Source organism: Pseudomonas sp. MWU12-2037 (assembly GCF_023242345.1).
Lineage (GTDB): Bacteria > Pseudomonadota > Gammaproteobacteria > Pseudomonadales > Pseudomonadaceae > Aquipseudomonas > Aquipseudomonas gingeri_D.
In genome coordinates, this window is sequence record NZ_JALLIZ010000008.1 from 83,714 (window position 1) to 102,087 (window position 18,374).

Here is an 18,374-nt window from a genome sequence, read left to right on the forward strand (position 1 = left end):
TGGCACAGGTGCGAATTCATTGGCGGCTCATTTCGAGCTGAGCCCGATTCTGTAAGAGCCCTGCGGTGATCGCCACTTTATTGCGTCCGGGATGTCCCCGTTTTCCACGCCAGACAGGCCGTGGCTGCTGGGGTTAAATGCGTGCCACGAAAGGACTTTATGGCGCGGGAAGAAAACACCGCGCCGGCCCTCGTAGCCGTCTGCGCCATCACCCGTTTTCCTATTTCCCAGGACGCCTGTGCCTAGGTGTCTTCGAGAGCGTTATGCCTATCGCCAAACCTGCCGCCCACCGCCTGCTGTCGATGTTGTTCGCGACGCTGTTGGGCGGTTGTACCTTGGGGCCGGATTACCACTTGCCGGCAGTGGCTGTGGCCCGCCAGTGGCATGCGCCGTTGCCCCATGGGGCAACGGTGGTGGGGTTGCGCGATTGGTGGCAGCAGTTCAATGACCCGGCGCTGGCGACCCTGCTGCAACTGGCCGAGGCGGACAGCCCTTCCCTTGATCGGGCCCTGGCGCGTATCGCCGAGGCCCGCGCAACCCTGGCCGGCAGCATCGCCGACGCCCAGCCGCAGCTCAACGGCGGGCTGACCAAGGCCCGGGCCGGCCTGCGCCAGAGCGGGTTGAAGCAGCGCGGCACCACCTCCGGTGCCACCCTTGATGCGGCCTGGGAACTGGACCTGTTCGGCAAGCTGCGGCGCACCGACGAAGCCTCGCGCAACTTGCTTGAGGCCCGTGTCGATGACTGGCATGACGCCCGGGTGTCGCTGGCCGCCGAGGTCGGTGATGACTTCGTGCAATACCGCGGCTGCCAGATGCTGGTGAACGCTTACCGCGACCAGGCGCAATCCCAGGACCAGACCGCACGCCTGACCCGGCTGTCGTTCCAGGCCGGCTTCACCTCCGCCGCCGACGCCGCGCTGACCGATGCCAGCGCCGCCGCCAGCAGCGCGACCCTGACCAATCAGCAAAGCGAGTGTGATGTGTTGCTCAAGAGCCTGGTGGCCCTGACCGGCGGCGCCGAAGAACAGGTGCGCGAAGTGCTCGCCCAGACGCCGGCGCGGCTGCCCGAGCCGGCGTTGCTGGACGTGCGGGAAATTCCCGCCAACCTGTTGCGCCAGCGCCCGGACCTGGCCTCCAGCGAACGCGAGCTGGCCGCGGCGAATGCACAGATCGGCGCTGCCCAGGCCGACCGACTACCGAGCCTGAGCCTGGTCGGCTCGTTTGCCGTGGGCAACACCAGCGGCGCCTACAGCCGGAACTGGAGCCTCGGCCCGCAACTCAGCGTGCCCCTGTTCGATGGTGGCAAGCGCCGGGCTGCGGTGGACTCGGCCCGGGCCGGGTACGGCGCGGCCCTGGCGACCTATCGACAGACCCTGCGCACGGCGGTCATGGAGGTCGAGCAATCGCTGGTACGCCTGGATGCCACGCGGCATTCGGAAGTCGATGCGCAGCGCGCCACCGACGGTTACCAGGAATATTTCCAGGCCATCGATCGTAACTGGCACGCCGGCAACGCCAGCCTGCTGGATCGTGAGTTGGCCCGTCGTTCGGCGTTGTCGGCGCAGATCGAGCTGATCACCTTGCAGCAGAATCAGGTGCGCTACTGGATCGCGCTGTACAAGGCCCTGGGCGGTGGCTGGCAGGATAATCGCGCGGGACTTGCCGGCGCCGCACCGACGCGAGGCGGGGCATGAAGTCGAGCCTGGGTTATGGGCTGCTGGCGGTTGCCGCCCTGGCACTTTCGGGGTGGCTGCTGTTTGGTCGCGCCGCCTCGGCACCGGCTGCCGCGGTCGTGCCGGCCACCAGCCTGAGTGTCGAGACGGTTCAGCCGCGCCGCGAAGACTGGCCGCAGGAGTTGCTGGCCAGCGGTGCGCTCGCGCCCTGGCAGGAAGCCGTGATCAGTGCCGAAACCGGCAGCCTGCGCATCGCCAGCTTGAACGCCGATATCGGTGACCGGGTGAAGCAGGGCCAGGTGCTCGCGACCTTGGCCGATGACAGCGTGCTGGCCGAGGAAAACAAGCAGAAAGCCGCGGTCGCCCAGGCCGTTGCGCAGTTGCAGGAGGCCCGTTCCAATGCGCGGCGTGCGGCATTGGTCGGGCAGAGCGGGGCCTTGTCGGAGCAGCAACTGGAAGAATATCGGGTCAAGGTGCAGACCGCCGAGGCCAATCTGGCGGCGGCGAACGCCGACCTGCGCACCACCCGCATCAAGCTGACACAGACCCGCATCGTCGCGGTGGACGACGGGATCATCTCCGCCCGCAAGGCCTTGCTCGGCGACGTGGTGGCGGCTGGCGCCGAACTGTTCCGGATGATTCGTGATGGCCGTATTGAATGGCAGGCTGAACTGGACGCGCAACAGTTGTCGGGAGTGCGGGCCGGCCAGCCCGCCCGCGTGACGCTGCCAGGTGGCACGCAGGTCGAAGGGCGGGTGCGGCTGGTCTCGCCGGTACTCGACAGCAAGACCAGCCGGGCGCTGGTCTATGTGTCCTTGCCGAGGGGCTCCATGGCGCGGGCCGGCATGTACGCCAGCGGCCGTATCGAACTGCCGACCCGTGCGGCGCTGACCGTTCCGGACACCGCCGTGGTCCTGCGCGATGGGCGTTCCTACGTGTTTGTGCTGGGCCAGGACATGCATGTCAACCAACAGGGCGTAGAGGTCGGGCGCCGTCGCGGGCAGGCGCTGGAGATCGTCGGCGGCCTGGCGGAACAGGCGCGGATCGTGCGCAGTGGCGGCGCATTCCTCAGTGACGGGGCGAGTGTGACCCTGGTCGGCAGCGAGGCCCTGGCCCGATGAATATTTCCGCGTTGTCGATTCGTTACCCGGTCCCGGCGGTCATGCTGTTCGTGCTGCTTACCCTGTTCGGTGTGTTCGGCCTGGAACGCCTCGGCATCCAGGACTTCCCGGACACCGATCTGCCCACAGTCGTCATCAGTGCCTCGCTGGAAGGCGCGGCGCCCGAGCAGCTGGAAACCGAGGTGGCACGCAAGATCGAGGACAAACTGACCTCGCTACGGCTGTTGCAACATGTCACCACGCTGATTGCCGACGGCAGCGTGAGCATCAACGTGACCTTTGCCATCGACAAGGACGGCAACGAAGCCCTCAATGAGGTGCGCAATGCGGTGGACAGCGCCACGCCGGAGTTGCCGGCGAACCTCGATACGCCGTCGGTATCGCGCCTGACCACCAATACCTCGGCGCTGCTGACCTATGTCATCGGCGCACCGCGGATGGACGAAGAGGCCTTGTCGTGGTTTGTCGACAATGAACTGAGCAAGCAACTGCTGGCGGTACGCGGGGTGGCCAAGATCGTCCGGGTCGGTGGCGTGGACCGCGAAGTCCAGGTCGACCTCGACCCGGCGATGATGGCCGGCCTGGGCCTGAGCGTGAACGACGTGGCCGGCCGCCTGCGGGCCATGCAGAAAGACAATTCCGGCGGCCAGGGTGACCTCGGCAGCGGCCAGCAGGCCTTGCGCATCCTCGGCGCTATCGACGATCCGGCGGCGCTCGGGGCCATCCGCATTCCCATCAGTGACGGGCGCATGCTCGCCTTGCAGCAGTTGGCCACGGTGCGTGATACCCATGCCGAGCGCAGTACCCGGGCTTATCGCGACGGCCAGCCGCTGATCGGCTTCCAGGTGATCCGCTCCCTGGGCTTTTCCGACGTCGGGGTGACCGCCGATGTCCGCCAGGCGATGAGCCGGTTTGCCGGGCAACACGAGGATATTCACGTCGAAGAGGCGAGTAACACTATTGCACCGGTGCTGGACAACTATCGCGGTTCCATGGCGCTGTTGTACGAGGGCATGTTGCTGGCCGTCCTGGTGGTCTGGTGGTTTCTGCGGGACTGGCGGGCCACCATTGTCGTTGCCACGGCACTGCCGCTGTCGATCATCCCGACCTTCGGCGTGATGTATTTCGCTGGCTTCACCCTCAACACCATTTCCCTGTTGGCCCTGGCCCTGGTGATCGGCATCCTGGTGGACGATGCCATCGTCGAGGTGGAGAACATCGCGCGGCACCTGCGTATGGGCAAAAGTCCACGGCAGGCGGCGATCGAGGCTTCCGACGAAATCGGCCTGGCGGTGCTGGCAACCACCGTGACCCTGGTGGCGGTGTTCCTGCCCACGGCCTTTATGGGCGGGATTTCCGGCAAGCTGTTCCGGCAGTTCGGCGTGACCGCCAGCACGGCGTTGATCTTTTCCCTGTTGGTGGCGCGCTTGTTGACGCCGATGATGGCGGCGTATGTGCTCAAGGCCGGGCCGCATGTCGAGCATGACAGCCGCTTGATGACTCGTTACCTGGGCTGGATCCACGCCAGCCTGACCCGGCGCAAGACCACCATGGCCCTGGTCGGCGTGCTGTTGCTCGGCTCCCTGGCGCTGATTCCGCTGCTGCCCACCAGCTTTCTGCCGGCCCAGGACAATGCCCGCAGCACCATCAGCCTGGAATTGCCGCCGGGCAGCAGCCTGGCGCAGACGGCGGCGATCACCCTGCAGGCCGATGCGCGCCTGCGCGCCATCGCCGAAGTGGCCCATGTTTTCGCCGCAGTGGGCAGTGGCGATATTGCCGGCGGTGGTAATCGCAAGTCGGTCCTGACCGTCGACCTGCTACCGCGCAACCAGCGCGAGCTCAAACAGTCGGCGGTCGAAGCGAAGATGCGCGACGCCCTGCGGGGGTTGCCCGGGGTGCGGGTCAATGTCGGCGGCGACAGCAGTGGCGAACGCCTGCAAATCGTCCTGGCCAGCGATGACGGCGACTTGCTCGAGCGTACCGCCGCGGCCCTTGAGCCGCAGTTGCGGCAACTCAAGGGCATCGGCAACGTGACGTCGAGCACGGCGGTGCAGCGCCCGGAAATCCAGATGCGTCCGGATTTTGTCCGCGCAGCCGAACAAGGTATCAGTAGCCAGGACATTGCCGACACCTTGCGCATGGCCACCTACGGCGATTTTTCATCGTCCCTTGGCAAGCTCAATCTGTCCCAGCGCCAGGTGGATATCCGGGTGCGCATGCAACCGCAGGTGCGCAGTGACCTGGAGACCATCGCCCAGTTACGGGTCAAGGGCCGTGACGGCCAGGTCGCGCTGGCTTCCCTGGGGCAGATCAGCATGGGCAGCGGCCCGGCGCAGATCGATCGGCTCGATCGCCTGCGCAATATCACCCTGTCCATTGAACTCAATGGGCGCAATCTGGGCGAGGTGATGGAGCAGGCCAGGCAGTTGCCGGTGATGCAGCACCTGCCGGCCCAAGTGAAACTGGTGGAGCAGGGCGAGTTGCAGTTGATGAGCGAGTTGTTCGGCAACTTCAGCCTGGCCATGGCCGTCGGCGTGTTCTGTGTCTATTCGGTGCTGGTGCTGCTGTTCCATGACTTCATGCAGCCGCTGACCATCCTCTCGGCCTTGCCCCTGTCGTTGGGCGGAGCCTTGTTGGCGCTGTTGATCGGTGGGATGAGCTTTTCCCTGGCCTCGGTCATCGGCTTGCTGATGCTGATGGGGATCGTGACCAAGAACTCTATTCTATTGGTGGAGTACGCGATCATGGCCCGTCGTGACCAGGGCATGAGCCGCTATGAGGCGTTGATCGATGCCTGCCACAAACGGGCGCAGCCGATTCTGATGACCACCATCGCAATGGGCGCGGGCATGCTGCCGACGGCGCTGGGATGGGGAGGGGAGTCGAGTTTCCGCCAGCCGATGGCGGTGGTGGTGATCGGCGGCCTGTTGGCCTCGACGGTGCTCAGCCTGTTGGTGGTGCCGGTGATCTTTACGTATGTCGATGATGGGCTTGAAGGGGTCAAGCGGTTCTTTCGCACACCTCGATAGATGCAACAGGCTGCTATCGAGGTGTTTTCACGAATGAGAGCAAAACGTCAGAGGGCGTTTTGCAGGGCGAGGGTGTTTTCCAGGCCCGTCCTGGCGTCCGCCGAATGCATCCAGCGGATCAGCGAACGACGACCGCCGATGCCCATCTTGATGGAGGCACGCTTGAGATAGCTTTCCACTGTATTGACCCGTAGCGCCAGCTGGTCGGCCAGTTCCGGTGCCGTACGCCCGGCCAGCAGGCCGACGCAGACTTCGGTTTCCCGTGAGGACAGATTCAACCCGGACATCTCCAGGCGTTCGATAAAGCGCTGACGCAAGGCATCCATGCCGCCGTTTTCCAGCTCCTGGGTGATCGAGAGGGCTTCCTGACGGACCGGTGTCGGCAACAGGGCTTCGATATGCTCGCCTATCATGGGCAGCAACAGGCAGGAGAAATCCTGGAGGAGCGCGCGTTCCTGCGTGGAAAATCCCAGGGACGGATTGGATCGATAGACCGACAGCGCGTAGCAGCGATTTTTCGTGCGGCATATCAGGTGCAGGTGGTTGGGGGAAGCGTGCTGCGTGGACGCTCGCTGGCAGCAGGCCAGCTCGGTTTGAGGTGCCGGCCAGGTGTCGTCATCTGGCTGGGCGGGCTGCTTGACCGACGAGGCATTCATCAGGGTGTCGGTGCAGATCGGGCTGATGCCCACGCCACCGATACTCGAGGTGATCGACTGTGCGGCATTCGCGGTGTCGATCCGCAGCTCGGTGATGTGCGTGGCGTCGACGGGCAGTTGGGCAGCAATCAGGTCATGCAGCACGCGCGGAAAATTACGGTTGCCGGTGCTGGCAATCACTTTGCCGACTGACGGGAAAAGTCTTTGCAAGTTCATCCGTTCTCCATTTTTTTATTCTGGGCACATCGGCAAGCGCCGCCCACGGTCCATGAGGATTATTGGTACGTATTAGTTTATTTGGGTCATATAACGAGTTGCGTTGCTTAAATGAGTCGCGCCGTAATCGACGGCAGGCAATGCAATCAACGGCGGCTGATCGCCTGTCAGGCACTGCATATGATTTATCTTGAGCATATTGTCATAGATTCTGGGCGCACACTCCAAGGTGCCATAGATGACTTTCTCGCCCTTGCTGCCTTGTGCCACATTGTGTCGATGGAGGGCCCAGCCAGAGCGCCTTAGAATTTTTTCCATCATGGCATCTACAATAACCTCATAAGTGCTGACCTCTTGGCTACGGGCAAACTGTAACATTGCCATGAACAGTGCGGCGGTACGAAAATCAACTTTGGTCTTGCTGAAGTCGTTGCTCGATGTGTCGGTGCTCAACAGTGCAAAGCGGGTGGCCTCCCAGCAGTCAAACGGGTCGGGCCTGGACAGATCGTCACTGAGCATGAAGCTCAAGGCGCCACACATCAGGGTCGGTTTACAGGAGGGGCGAAGTCTGACACAACCGGTCACCAGTGGCCCTTTGTGGGAGTAAATATAGATCGCATCATCATTGTCGTATTCATCGAATTCATAATCGCTGCCGGAGTAGCTTTCAATATCCCATTTCCGGCGATCGATAAAAGCGGCTTTGCGGATACTGAGTATTTGCTCTAATGCCTGGGTCGGCAGTTCGCTGTAGCTGGCGATAGCGATATGCACGTCGGAGAAAATGTACGAGTGCTCGGAGAAAATGTACGAGTGAGGGAAATAGCCGATCATAAGTACGTCGCGGATAGGGAGGAGGTGCTTATTTATAGTGATCCTGTATAAGCGCGGCAACTGTACTTAAGTGCAGGTGGCTGGCGAGGGCAAAGTACTGTTTAATTGTCGTCGTGAGACTTTCGCTGACCCGGCTGTTTATCGGTGTTTGGCAGGTTGTACGATAACTGTGATGGGTGGGGGGATTATAAGAATGTGGTCCCCGTCGCTGTGACAATGCTCACGAGTTGGCCTTCTATTTGAAGAGTCTGGACGCGAATTCATCAAGCTGCAACAAAGGCAAGGGTGTTTTTGCTGTTAATGAGAAAACGGATTTTCCACTCTGGAAAATAAGTCGACTGGAAAATAAATCTATTTTGGATTTTCGGGGGGGTCATGTATTACATTGCAATTGCAATGCTCACGGTATTGCTGGTGCCAGGGCCGACCAATTCGCTGCTGCTGCAGTCTGGGGTCAGTCGCGGTCTGGGCGGTTATTCGCTGAAGTTGATTCTTGCCGAATGGATGGCCTACCTGATCCAGATTTCCGCCTGGGGTATATCCATCGATGCGCTGACCGCCAATTACGGCTGGGTGGTGGTGGCGACGAAGATCCTCGCGGTGGTTTTCCTGTTCTACATTTCGCTGAAGCTGTGGTTTTCGGTGCATCTGGATACGTCAGGCAAGCCCGCTGCCATCTCGGTTTCGGCGCTGTTCCTGGCGACACTGACCAATCCGAAAGGGCTGTTTTTTGCTTCGTTCGTTGCCCCCGCCGGAACCTTCATGCACCTGGAAAGTTATCTTTCATTCATGGCGATCTTCTCCCTGGTTATTCTTCCCGTGGGGATTGTTTGGGTGGGACTGGGAACGGTCTTTGGGCGCAATCTGCCATCGATAATATCTGGTAATCGGGTCAATAGATTTGTTTCATTGGTCATTGGTTTGTTTGCCAGTATGGCGTTGTATAACTTGGCCTCGAAAGTAATATTGGCGTGATGAGAACACGTGAGTCGGCCCCGCAAGTGCGAGACCTGTGCGGCGATGAAGGGGGGGCGACTCGAGCATGGACAGTTAAAAAATATTGTGCCGAATGGCCTTGACCATGGCCTGCTTGACATTGGTACAGCCCATTTTTTCGGTGATTTTCTTGGCGTAGAATTTCACCGTCCTTTCAGTGATATTCATGATCAGGCCGATTTCCTGGTAATTCTTGCCGAGGGCCAGCCAGTGGAGGAATTCAATTTCCCTGGGACTCAGCGAGAGGAGCTCTTCCTGGCTCACCTCAATCGGTCGATATTGATGGGCAATGGTCCCGATGGCCTTGATCAGGAACATGTTCGACTGGACGATACGATCAAAGTCAGGGTCGCCCTCAACACAGGGCAGGTGCAGGGAACCAAAGGCGCTGCCAGGTTCATGAAGGGGAATGCTGAAGCCTTGATCAATGCCATAGCGCGCGGATTGTTCGAAGACTTTGCTGGGCGCATGAGTGCAATCGTTTACCGTCGTCCAGAAGAACGGCCGCGAAGTGATGGCCGCGTTGGCCATCACCGGGTCGGACTTGTAGAGCGCCTGCTTGCGGTAGGTCTCAACCCATTCGGCGGGGTAGCTGCTATGGATCGAGATATCACCGTTATCAACTAAGTGCGAATCGAGGTAGACATAGGCGAATCGTGTTATTTCCAGTTTATAGAATACCCAGGTCAAGACATCTACATAGGTTTTTGTGCTGGCCCCAGGGATGTTGTTCTCAACTTCTCTAACCAAGTCAAACGTATGTTTGATTGTGCGGAGTTTAGGCATGACAAGCGGGCTCCGGTTGGCTGGATGTGCTCTGTTATATGGATCCAAATGGGGGATGTCTGACTTATAGCATCGCCCGAAAACCATTTCAATATGTGTCAAATAGAAAACATAATTTGACGCAAGGGTGATTAAATCACTTATTTTTGACGCTTCGTGCTTTCGTCGGCTCGGCCAAGTGGTCAAGTTTTCTCGATGATTAAGGGCGTATTAAGAGTTTCGGGATAATCGCAGGGGGATGTAATGGGATCAGAGCGCCGCTCTCTTCATTCCTCCCTCAGGCCTGACGGAACCGCTCGATAGCGCCGCCCCCTCAGTCTCAGCTAAGTTTACCTGGGTAGTCTCCTCCCTGCGCCGATTGTGGCGCCGTTAAGGAGACGCCCGCAGATGAAAGCGCTGACCACAGCCGACTGGCTGAACAAGGTTCCGGAAGTGACACTGTCCTTCTGGGTGATCAAGATCATGTCCACCACCGTGGGCGAAACCGCGGCCGATTTCCTCGCTGTCGACGCCGGCCTGGGGCAGGGCCTGACCAGCATCGGCATGGCCGTACTGCTGGCCATCGCCTTGTTCGGCCAGTTGCGAACCCGTGCCTACACCCCTTGGATCTATTGGCTCAGCGTGGTGCTGGTGAGTGTGGTCGGGACGCAGATCACCGACCTGCTCACGGACAAGCTGGGCATCAGCCTGTATGTCAGCACGGCGATCTTCTCGGTGTTGCTGGCGATCAATTTCGGCATCTGGTATGCCCGCGAACGCAACCTTTCGATCAATGAAATCGTCACGCCGCGCCGGGAGTGGTTCTACTGGACGACAGTGCTCTGCACCTTTGCCCTCGGTACGGCGGCGGGCGACCTGGCCACCGAGGCCCTGGGGCTTGGCTTCACCCTCGGTTCGCTGATTTTCGCCGGGTTGATCGCCTTGACCCTGATCGCCTGGCGCCTGGGCGGCAACGCCGTGCTGACTTTCTGGATCGCCTACATCCTGACCCGTCCGTTCGGTGCGTCCCTGGGCGACCTGCTGACCCAGGCCAAGACCTACGGCGGCCTGGGCATGGGCGCCGCCTGGACCAGCGCGATCTTCCTCAGCGTCATCCTGATCCTGGTGGTCGTCGCGCAGTTCAGCGTCGGCAGCCGCAAGCTCGTCACTCGATAACCCATTCAAATACACCCAAGGAATTGTCATGTTCAACGTTCAAACCGTTATGCGCAAAGCCGCTGTTCTTTCCGTGATTGCCGTCCTCGGCCTGGCCGCCGGCTGCTCCAAACCCACTGACGCGGCCAAGGTTGCCGCGGCACCGGGCACGGCCAGCGCACCTGTGGCAGCAAGCCAGGCACCGGCCTCGAAACTCGGCGACCTGTCGGCCTTCCAGAACATTGCCGTCGATGTCGCCGCCCTGGTCGAGAAGAACGATCTGGCGGGCGCCAAGACGCGGATCAAGGACCTGGAGCTGGCCTGGGACTCCGCCGAAGCCGGCCTCAAGCCGCGTGCCGCGAGCGATTGGCACGTGCTCGACAAGGCCATCGACAACTCGCTGGATGCCCTGCGTGCCGGCAGCCCGAAACAGGCCGACTGCAAGGCGACGATGGATGAGTTGCTGAAAACCTTCAACGCCATGCAAGGTAAAAAATGATCTTGAGTCACCCGGTTCGAATTTTGTTGGCCGGATAAATCGCTTCGTGCACGGGTGAACAGGTGCTTCAATGCAGGCTCGGCAATCATCACGCAGGATGAGCGCCGAGTCTTTTTTTAGCGGAGAGGGATATGCGGGTATTACTGGTCGAAGACGATCCCATGATCGGTGAGGCGATCCAGGGCGCATTGATGGATGCCAGTTACGCCGCCGACTGGGTCAACAACGGCACGACCGCCCTCACGGCGCTGGACACCCAGCACTATGACCTGGTGCTGCTCGATCTCGGCTTGCCGGGCAAGGACGGGCTCGAAGTGCTGGGTTGTATTCGCGCTCGCGGTAACGGCGTGCCGCTGTTGATCATCACCGCCCGCGACAGCCTCGATGATCGCCTGGAGGGCCTGGATGGCGGTGCCGACGACTATCTGCTCAAACCTTTCGACATGGCTGAATTGCTCGCGCGCATGCGCGCCGTCCTGCGCCGCAAGGGTGGTACCGCGCTGTCGCAACTGAGCAACGGCGTGGTCTCCCTCGACCTGATCTCGAAACAAGCCAGTACCGTGGCAATCCCCGAGGTCCAGCTCTCCAGTCGCGAGTTTGCCTTGTTGCAGGCCCTGCTGATCCGACCGGGGGCGATTCTCTCGCGCAGCGATCTGGAAGACCGGATCTATGGTTGGGGCAACGAGGTGGAAAGCAACGCGGTGGAGTTTCTGATCCACGGCTTGCGACGCAAGCTGGGCAGCCACGTGATCAAGAACGTCAGGGGCATGGGATGGATGGTTTCAAAAAACGCCTGAGTGAGTCGGTCCAGCTCAGGCTGTCGATCTCGCTGTCGCTGGCGATTCTGATCGTCGCCCTGCTGGCCGGGGTCTTTGCCTTTGTCTCGGCTTTCGACGAGGCCCTCGAAATGCAGGACAACACCCTGCATCAGGTGGCCGTGCTGTTCGAACGCCAGCAGATGACGCTGACCTATCCGCGGCCGGAGGGCGTGGTTGCCGGCGACGATGAAGAATCCCGGGTGACCGTGCAGTATCTGGGCGATGACAAGCGAGCCCCGGCCAATGTCGAGACCGGTGGACCGCTGCCGCTACCGGCGGCCCTGGCCGATGGCCTGTCGACGCTGACGGTTGCTGGCGAACCGTTCCGGGTGCTGGTCAGGACCTTGGGCAACGGTCAGCGCATCGCGGTGGCCCAGGAAACCGGTATCCGTGACAGGGATGCCCGTGAAAGTGCCTGGCGCGGCCTGTTGCCGTTTCTGATCCTGTTTCCCGTGCTGCTGTTGGTGGTGGCTGACCTGTTGCGCAAGTTGTTCCGGCCTATCACGGTGCTGGCGGCGGAGATCGATCGGCGTGGCGAGCAGGAGCTCCACGCGATTGACGAAAAGCATGTTCCGGCTGAAGTCCGGCCCTTTGTGCTGGCGATCAATCGCCTGCTCGGCCGGGTCGCCCAGTCGATGGAAAGCCAGCACCGCTTTGTTGCTGACGCCGCCCACGAATTGCGTTCGCCGCTGACTGCACTGTCCCTGCAAGCCGAGCGGCTGGCTGCCAGCGAGATGTCGGGTCTGGCCCGGCAGCGCCTGTTTGTCTTGCGGCGGGGCATCGAGCGGGGCAAGAGCCTGATCGAGCAACTGTTGGCGCTGGCCACCGCCCAGGCGAATGCGATGCCGTCCAGCGCGCCGGTCTCGGTGCACTCGGTCTATCGTCGGGTACTGGAGGACTTATTGCCGCTGGCCGAACTCAAGCAGATCGATATCGGTGTCGAAGGGGCAGAGGACGTGCACCTGGCGCTCAGCGAGATCGACCTGCTGGCGCTGGTCAGGAATCTGGTGGACAACGCCATTCGTTATACGCCCGCCGGTGGCCGGGTCGACCTGTGGGTCAGCCGGGAGCAGGGTGGAGTGCTATTGCAGGTCAAGGACAACGGCCCCGGTATCAGCGTTGAAGAGCGCGAGCGGGTGTTCGATCCCTTCTATCGCAGCCTGGGCAGCCAGGCAGTCGGCTCCGGGCTGGGGCTGTCCATTGTCAAGGCCATTGCCGAGCGTACCGGAGCGCGTATCCGCCTGGCGTACTGCGATGAGGTGGCGCAGCGAGGGTTGTGGGTTTCGTTGTGGTGGCCGCTGGCGACAGCCTAAGCTAATGCAAAAAAGATATTTATTGATGGTTTTTAAGATCGTATAGCTTTAACCCAGTGCTGATCAATCGCTGGGTTCCTTGTCTTTCCCCTGCCTTGAGCAGCTGTTTATCGGCGTGTCAGTTCGACTGATTGCGGGATGAATACCTTTTCAAATCACAGGGGAGTGAACCATGCCGAACTCGCTGGACATCACCGCGCTGCCTTTGCTGGACCTGTCCTTGCTCGAGGGCAGTTGCGAGCAGCGTCAGGGCTTTCTCGATGCACTGCGCCATGCCGCGCGGGACGTGGGCTTCTTTTACCTGACCGGACATGGCATCGACAGCGCGCTGTTGCAGCAGGTCCAGGTCCACGCCCGAGAGCTCTTCGCCTTGCCCGAGGCAGCGAAAAACGCGGTCGGCATGATCCATTCGCCACACTTTCGCGGGTACAACCGCGCGGCTTCGGAGATCACCCGGGGCCAGCCGGACCTGCGCGAACAGTTCGATGTCGGTGCCGAGCGTGAAGCCCTGGCGCTGGATGAAAACACCCCCCGTTGGGCACGCCTGCAAGGCCCGAACCTGTGGCCTGTCGAGTTGCCGCGACTCAAGCCGTTGCTGCTGGAATGGCAGCAGGCGATGACCGCCATGTCGCTGCGCCTGCTGCGGGCTTTCGCCCAGGCCCTGTCATTGCACGAACAGGCTTTCGACCCGCTGTATGGCGACAGGCCCAATGAACATATCAAGCTGATCCGCTACCCCGGCCGCGCACCAGGCGAAAGCCGCCAGGGCGTGGGTGCCCACAAGGATTCCGGCTTCCTCAGTTTCCTCTTGCAGGACCAGCAGGCGGGTCTGCAAGTGGAGGTCGAGGAGGGCCGCTGGATTGATGCGTTGCCCCGGGACAATACCCTGGTGGTGAATATCGGCGAATTGCTCGAACTGGCCACCAACGGTTATCTGCGGGCCACGGTACACCGGGTGCAGTCTCCGCCGTTGGGCAGCGAGCGCCTGTCGATTGCCTTTTTCCTCGGCGCGCAACTGGACGCGGTGGTGCCGCTGTATCCCTTGCCGACGGCGCTGTTGCGCGAAGCGCGGGGGCCGGCCAGCGATCCAGCCAATCCACTGTTACGCGATGTCGGCTGGAACTACCTCAAGGGCCGCCTGCGTTCCCACCCCGATGTTGCCCAACGCTTCTACGCCGATGCACTGCTCCCCAAGGCGCTGAGCGCCTGACCTCCATCATTTGATCAAGGACTATCAGCATGTTGAAAAAAACTGGATTGACCCTGGCGGTCTGGGCGGGCCTGTTCTCTTCGTTCGGCGCCCTGGCGGCCGAGCCGCTGCGGGTGGCGGCGGACCCGGTGCCCCACGCACAGATCCTCGCGTATGTGCAGAAAATCGACCCGCAGTTGAACCTCAAGATCATCGAGATTCCCAGCGGTGTGAACTCCAATGAGCTGCTGGCCCATGGCGATGTCGACGCCAACTACTTCCAGCACCTGCCGTACCTCAAGTCCCAGGAGCAGGCCCTCGGGCAGAAGTTCGTGGTGGCGGCGACCGTGCATATCGAGCCGCTGGGGATCTATTCGCACCGGCACAAAAGTTTTGACCAGGTACCGCAAAAAGGTACCGTCGCGCTGCCCAACAATGTCACCAACCTCAGCCGCGCGCTGTACCTGCTGCAAGACAATGGCCTGATCAAGCTCAAGCCCGGCTTCAATGATCCGGCCATTGACCAGGCAACGCCCAAGGACATTGCCGAGAACCCGAAACAGTTGAAGATCCTCGAGATCGAGTCGCCGCAGTTGCCCCGCGCCCTGGATGATGTCGACCTGGCGGTGATCAACGGCAACTACGCGCTGGAGGCCGGACTGTCCCCGGCCAAGGATGCCCTGGGCCTGGAAAAGGCGGCGAACAATCCCTACGCGAATATCCTGGTGACCACTCCGAAACTGCAGGATGACCCTCGGATCAGACAGCTGGCCAAGGACCTCAACTCAGCCCGGGTGGCGAAGTTCATCACCGACACTTACTCGGGCTCTGTGATTCCGGTGACGGTCGCGGACCGCCAGCCATGATCAGCGTCGAGCAGTTGAGCAAAAACTACGGCGAAGGACAGGCGCCGGTCCTCGACCAGGTGTCCCTGAGCATTCCGGACGGTGCGATCTACGGGATTGTCGGGCGTAGCGGTGCCGGCAAGTCGACCTTGCTGCGTTGTCTCAATCTGCTCGAGCGTCCCAGCAGTGGACGCGTGGTGATCGACGGCCAGGACCTGACGCTGCTGTCCGACCAGGCATTGCGCCAACAGCGCCAGCGCATCGGCATGATCTTCCAGGGATTCAACCTGCTGCATTCGCGCAATGTCTTCGACAATATCGCCGTGCCGCTGGAGATCGCCGGTCTCCCCAAGGCCGCTCGCCAGGCGCGGGTGCGCGAGCTGCTGGATCTGGTCGGCCTGGGGGGCAAGGCCGAGGCATTTCCTTCGCAACTGTCCGGCGGGCAGAAACAGCGGGTAGGCATCGCCCGGGCCCTGGCTGCGCGGCCGGCCTATCTGCTCTCGGATGAAGCCACCAGCGCCCTCGACCCGGAAACCACGGCATCGATTCTTGAGCTGTTGCGCGATATCAATCGCCGGTTGGGGCTGACCATTGTGCTGATCACCCATGAGCTGGACGTGATCAAGTCGATCTGCGATCACGCGGCTGTGCTGGATCAGGGGCGGCTGCTGGAGTCCGGGCCGCTGGAAAGATTACCGGCCGAGCGGGATTCGTCTCTCGATCGCTCCTTGCTGTCGAGCTACAACCTGCCGTTCAAGAGGGCCATCCCAGCGCTGAAACTGGCCAAGGTGGTGGGTTTTCTCAAGCAGCGCGGGGGCAGGGCTGAGCCGTCATGAATCGAACCGTCGACTGGAACGAGATTTTCCAACTGCTGCTCAATGCCACGGGCGAAACGCTTTATATGGTGCTGTTGGCGGGATTGTTCACCTTGCTGATCGGCTTGCCGCTCGGCGTCCTGCTGTTTGTCAGTCGCCGCCGTGGCCTGTACCCCATGCCCCGCTTGAACAGCAGCCTCAGCGCGCTGGTCAACCTCGGCCGCTCGCTGCCGTTCGTGGTGATGTTGATCGCCTTGATTCCACTGACCCGGCTGATTGTCGGCACCACCCTGGGCAGCACCGCCGCCGTGGTGCCGATTACCATCGGTGCCTTTCCGTTTTTTGCCCGTATCGTCGAGAACGCCATGGATGACGTCGACAAGGGACGGATCGAAGCGATCCTGTCCATGGGCGGTGACATTCGCCATGTGATTTTCAAAGTACTGTTGCCCGAAGCCCTGCCGGCCTTGCTGGCGGGGATCACCCTGATGCTGGTGATGCTGATCGGCTTTTCATCCATGGCCGGGGTCATCGGCGGTGGCGGTTTGGGGGATCTGGCGATTCGTTATGGTTATCAGCGCTTCAACAACCAGGTGATGGTCGCCACGGTGATCGTGCTGGTGATTCTGGTGCAGGGCGTGCAAAGCCTGGGTGACCGGTTGGTACGTTCCCTGGCGCATCGGCGGTGAGCGGCGGGGACCTGCTTATATCTATAAAAGACCAAAAAACATTGTCGATTGTGGCTTTGAAATAAGGTTGGGTAAGCGAGTAAAACTGGTGACTGTTTAGAATGATTATTTCCTTGAGTTATTTGATTAGAGAATTTTTACATATCCATCGCATTTGAATCGACGCTATGGATTTGTATTTGTCTGCTCTTGTACTTGAATGGATGTCATAGCAGACGCCAGCCTGCAAATGGCGTCCTAACGCCTGTCCGGGCATCCGCTTCGGCTGTTGGATCGGCGTCTTGCCGTCCATTGGGTTTTCTTTAGAATCCGCCCCATCAGCGTTACCCAACTATCGAATCATTCAGGGAGTTTCACCATGATGAACGCCATGCAGATGCAAATGCCGATGAACACCATGCCGATGATGCCGGCCATGGGGATGCCAATGATGATGGCAACCATGACCTGCGAAATGATGGACGACGGCATGCTGTGCAAAATGATGCCGGCTGCGGGCATGGACATGGCGATGTTCAAGAACAGTGCTGAAATGATGCAGATGATGATGAACTGCGGCATGCCGATGATGATGCACTGCGGCAACATGAGCATGATGTGCATGTCCCAGGCGGCCATGGCCATGCCGATGATGAACATGATGATGCCAATGCCGATGATGGGCATGCCGATGCCGTCGATGAAGTGCGTGATGGAATGCACCCTGATGGGCGACTGCATGATGTGCAAAATCATGCCGATGCCCGGTATGAACATGGACATGATGAAGAACTGCTGCACCCTGATGATGAAGATGATGAACGATTGCAGCATGCCGATGATGATGAGCTGCAACGGCATGCCCATGATGTGCTGCACCTGCTGATCGATTGAATCAGTAAAAAAGCCCGGCTGGAGTGATCCTCGCCGGGCTTTTTCGCGGCTGTCGGTTATTCAGTCCAGGCGTTCTGGGTGGGTCACCACCAAGTAGGCCACGGCCTCGCTGTCGGCGGGGTTGCGATAACGGTGCGGCTGGTCGGCGTAGAACAGGATCGAGTCGCCGGTGGAAAGCAGGTAGCGTTCGTCGTTGACGCTGATCTCCAGCACGCCCTGGGACACCACCAGGTTTTCCTGGACGCCGGGGCCGTGGCCCTCGGATATATCCTCACCCAGCGGGCTCAGGCGCAACTCGTAGAACTCCGATTGGCGGGCCACGTCGAAAGGGAAGAGGGCGCGGCTGACAAATGCCCCATTGGCACTGACCAGGCGTTTGCTCTTGTTCGCGGAGAGTACGGCAACGCCTTCAAAGGCGCGGTGTTCGAGAAAGGCCGCGACCGAGACCTTCAGGCCCTTGGCGATTTTGCACAACACCTTGATCGACGGCACGCTGCGCCCGGACTCGATCTGCGCCAGCATCGCGCGGCTCACGCCGCATTGGCGGGCGAGGGCGTCGAGGGACAGGTGATGTTTGCCGCGCAGGCGCTGCAGATTCTGCGCGACCCGTTCGCCGATCGGATCTTCTTCAAGGGTTTGCAGGTTGTTCAGGTCCAGCACCGGTTCGTCGGCGCTGGCCAGAAACCGTGTCGGGTCCGGTGCATTCACGCGTGACGGGTCTCGCTGGCGCGGGCCAGTTGCACCCATTGGAAGGCCTGCTGGCCGGCATTGTGTGCATACACTTCCCACAGCGCCCGGGCCAGCTTTTGCGCCTGCTTGCGTTTGCGGTACTGGGTGAGGTCGATAACGCTATCAGTCGGCTTCATAAGGGCTCTCCATTGTCGCGAT

Annotated in this window: 18 protein-coding genes; 13 read left to right on the forward strand and 5 right to left on the reverse strand. The window is 60.8% G+C overall.

Annotated elements, in window-relative coordinates; translation table 11 throughout:
* The first annotated feature begins 263 nt into the window (after nucleotides 1–263).
* The 3 genes from M5B42_RS16370 to M5B42_RS16380 are packed head-to-tail and all read left to right on the forward strand — an operon-like array spanning nucleotide 264 to nucleotide 5,823.
* Nucleotides 264–1,694: an efflux transporter outer membrane subunit gene (locus M5B42_RS16370; RefSeq protein WP_248746422.1), complete on the forward strand. Its 1,431-nt coding sequence runs from the start codon at nucleotides 264–266 to the stop codon at nucleotides 1,692–1,694.
* Nucleotides 1,691–2,794: an efflux RND transporter periplasmic adaptor subunit gene (locus M5B42_RS16375; protein ID WP_177100500.1), complete on the forward strand. Its 1,104-nt coding sequence runs from the start codon at nucleotides 1,691–1,693 to the stop codon at nucleotides 2,792–2,794. The genes M5B42_RS16370 and M5B42_RS16375 overlap by 4 nt, the downstream gene beginning before the upstream one ends.
* Complete coding sequence (locus M5B42_RS16380; protein WP_248746423.1) at nucleotides 2,791–5,823, forward strand: efflux RND transporter permease subunit; 3,033 nt, start codon at nucleotides 2,791–2,793, stop codon at nucleotides 5,821–5,823. Before M5B42_RS16375 ends, M5B42_RS16380 begins: the two co-directional genes overlap by 4 nt.
* Nucleotides 5,824–5,870: 47 nt before the next feature.
* On the opposite strand, the gene M5B42_RS16385 is transcribed toward M5B42_RS16380, so the two are convergent.
* Complete coding sequence (locus tag M5B42_RS16385) at nucleotides 5,871–6,695, reverse strand: helix-turn-helix transcriptional regulator (protein ID WP_248746424.1); 825 nt, start codon at nucleotides 6,693–6,695, stop codon at nucleotides 5,871–5,873.
* 72 nt (nucleotides 6,696–6,767) lie between these two features.
* Entirely contained in the window at nucleotides 6,768–7,529 is a 762-nt protein-coding gene (locus M5B42_RS16390; protein ID WP_248746425.1) for an acyl-homoserine-lactone synthase, read from the reverse strand.
* A gap of 375 nt (nucleotides 7,530–7,904) precedes the next feature.
* On the opposite strand from M5B42_RS16390, the gene M5B42_RS16395 reads away from it, so the two are divergent.
* Entirely contained in the window at nucleotides 7,905–8,504 is a 600-nt protein-coding gene (locus M5B42_RS16395; RefSeq protein WP_103498121.1) for a threonine transporter RhtB, read from the forward strand.
* Between the two features lie 75 nt (nucleotides 8,505–8,579).
* On the opposite strand, the gene M5B42_RS16400 is transcribed toward M5B42_RS16395, so the two are convergent.
* The gene (locus M5B42_RS16400) at nucleotides 8,580–9,311 is read right to left on the reverse strand and encodes a LuxR family transcriptional regulator (protein WP_177100490.1); all 732 of its coding nucleotides are present in this window, start codon (nucleotides 9,309–9,311) and stop codon (nucleotides 8,580–8,582) included.
* 387 nt (nucleotides 9,312–9,698) lie between these two features.
* On the opposite strand from M5B42_RS16400, the gene M5B42_RS16405 reads away from it, so the two are divergent.
* The 9 genes from M5B42_RS16405 (at nucleotide 9,699) to M5B42_RS16445 (ending at nucleotide 17,478) form a co-directional block, all read left to right on the forward strand.
* Nucleotides 9,699–10,466, forward strand: a complete 768-nt coding sequence (locus M5B42_RS16405; RefSeq protein WP_177100488.1) for a hypothetical protein — start codon at nucleotides 9,699–9,701, stop codon at nucleotides 10,464–10,466.
* A 28-nt stretch (nucleotides 10,467–10,494) separates the two neighbouring features.
* On the forward strand, nucleotides 10,495–10,944 hold the full coding sequence (locus M5B42_RS16410; protein ID WP_177100486.1) for a hypothetical protein: 450 nt from the start codon (nucleotides 10,495–10,497) through the stop codon (nucleotides 10,942–10,944).
* A gap of 131 nt (nucleotides 10,945–11,075) precedes the next feature.
* The gene (locus tag M5B42_RS16415; RefSeq protein WP_177100484.1) at nucleotides 11,076–11,741 is read left to right on the forward strand and encodes a response regulator; all 666 of its coding nucleotides are present in this window, start codon (nucleotides 11,076–11,078) and stop codon (nucleotides 11,739–11,741) included.
* On the forward strand, nucleotides 11,717–13,075 hold the full coding sequence (locus tag M5B42_RS16420) for an ATP-binding protein (protein WP_248746426.1): 1,359 nt from the start codon (nucleotides 11,717–11,719) through the stop codon (nucleotides 13,073–13,075). Before M5B42_RS16415 ends, M5B42_RS16420 begins: the two co-directional genes overlap by 25 nt.
* Before the next feature lie 172 nt (nucleotides 13,076–13,247).
* A complete protein-coding gene (locus M5B42_RS16425; RefSeq protein ID WP_177100468.1) occupies nucleotides 13,248–14,285 on the forward strand; it encodes an isopenicillin N synthase family oxygenase in 1,038 nt (345 codons plus the stop codon).
* Between the two features lie 29 nt (nucleotides 14,286–14,314).
* Complete coding sequence (locus M5B42_RS16430) at nucleotides 14,315–15,130, forward strand: MetQ/NlpA family ABC transporter substrate-binding protein (protein ID WP_248746427.1); 816 nt, start codon at nucleotides 14,315–14,317, stop codon at nucleotides 15,128–15,130.
* The gene (locus M5B42_RS16435; RefSeq protein WP_248746428.1) at nucleotides 15,127–15,945 is read left to right on the forward strand and encodes an ATP-binding cassette domain-containing protein; all 819 of its coding nucleotides are present in this window, start codon (nucleotides 15,127–15,129) and stop codon (nucleotides 15,943–15,945) included. Before M5B42_RS16430 ends, M5B42_RS16435 begins: the two co-directional genes overlap by 4 nt.
* Nucleotides 15,942–16,613 carry a methionine ABC transporter permease gene (locus M5B42_RS16440; RefSeq protein ID WP_248746429.1) on the forward strand — a complete coding sequence of 224 codons (672 nt, stop codon included), beginning with the start codon at nucleotides 15,942–15,944 and terminating at the stop codon, nucleotides 16,611–16,613. The genes M5B42_RS16435 and M5B42_RS16440 overlap by 4 nt, the downstream gene beginning before the upstream one ends.
* 358 nt (nucleotides 16,614–16,971) lie before the next feature.
* Nucleotides 16,972–17,478 (forward strand): hypothetical protein, encoded by a 507-nt coding sequence (locus M5B42_RS16445; protein ID WP_248746430.1) that lies wholly within the window; start codon nucleotides 16,972–16,974, stop codon nucleotides 17,476–17,478.
* A 68-nt stretch (nucleotides 17,479–17,546) separates the two neighbouring features.
* On the opposite strand, the gene M5B42_RS16450 is transcribed toward M5B42_RS16445, so the two are convergent.
* Together M5B42_RS16450 and M5B42_RS16455 are read right to left on the reverse strand one after the other, a co-directional pair.
* Entirely contained in the window at nucleotides 17,547–18,128 is a 582-nt protein-coding gene (locus tag M5B42_RS16450; protein ID WP_248746553.1) for an XRE family transcriptional regulator, read from the reverse strand.
* A 62-nt stretch (nucleotides 18,129–18,190) separates the two neighbouring features.
* Nucleotides 18,191–18,352 (reverse strand): hypothetical protein, encoded by a 162-nt coding sequence (locus tag M5B42_RS16455; protein ID WP_248746431.1) that lies wholly within the window; start codon nucleotides 18,350–18,352, stop codon nucleotides 18,191–18,193.
* Nucleotides 18,353–18,374: the final 22 nt, after the last annotated feature.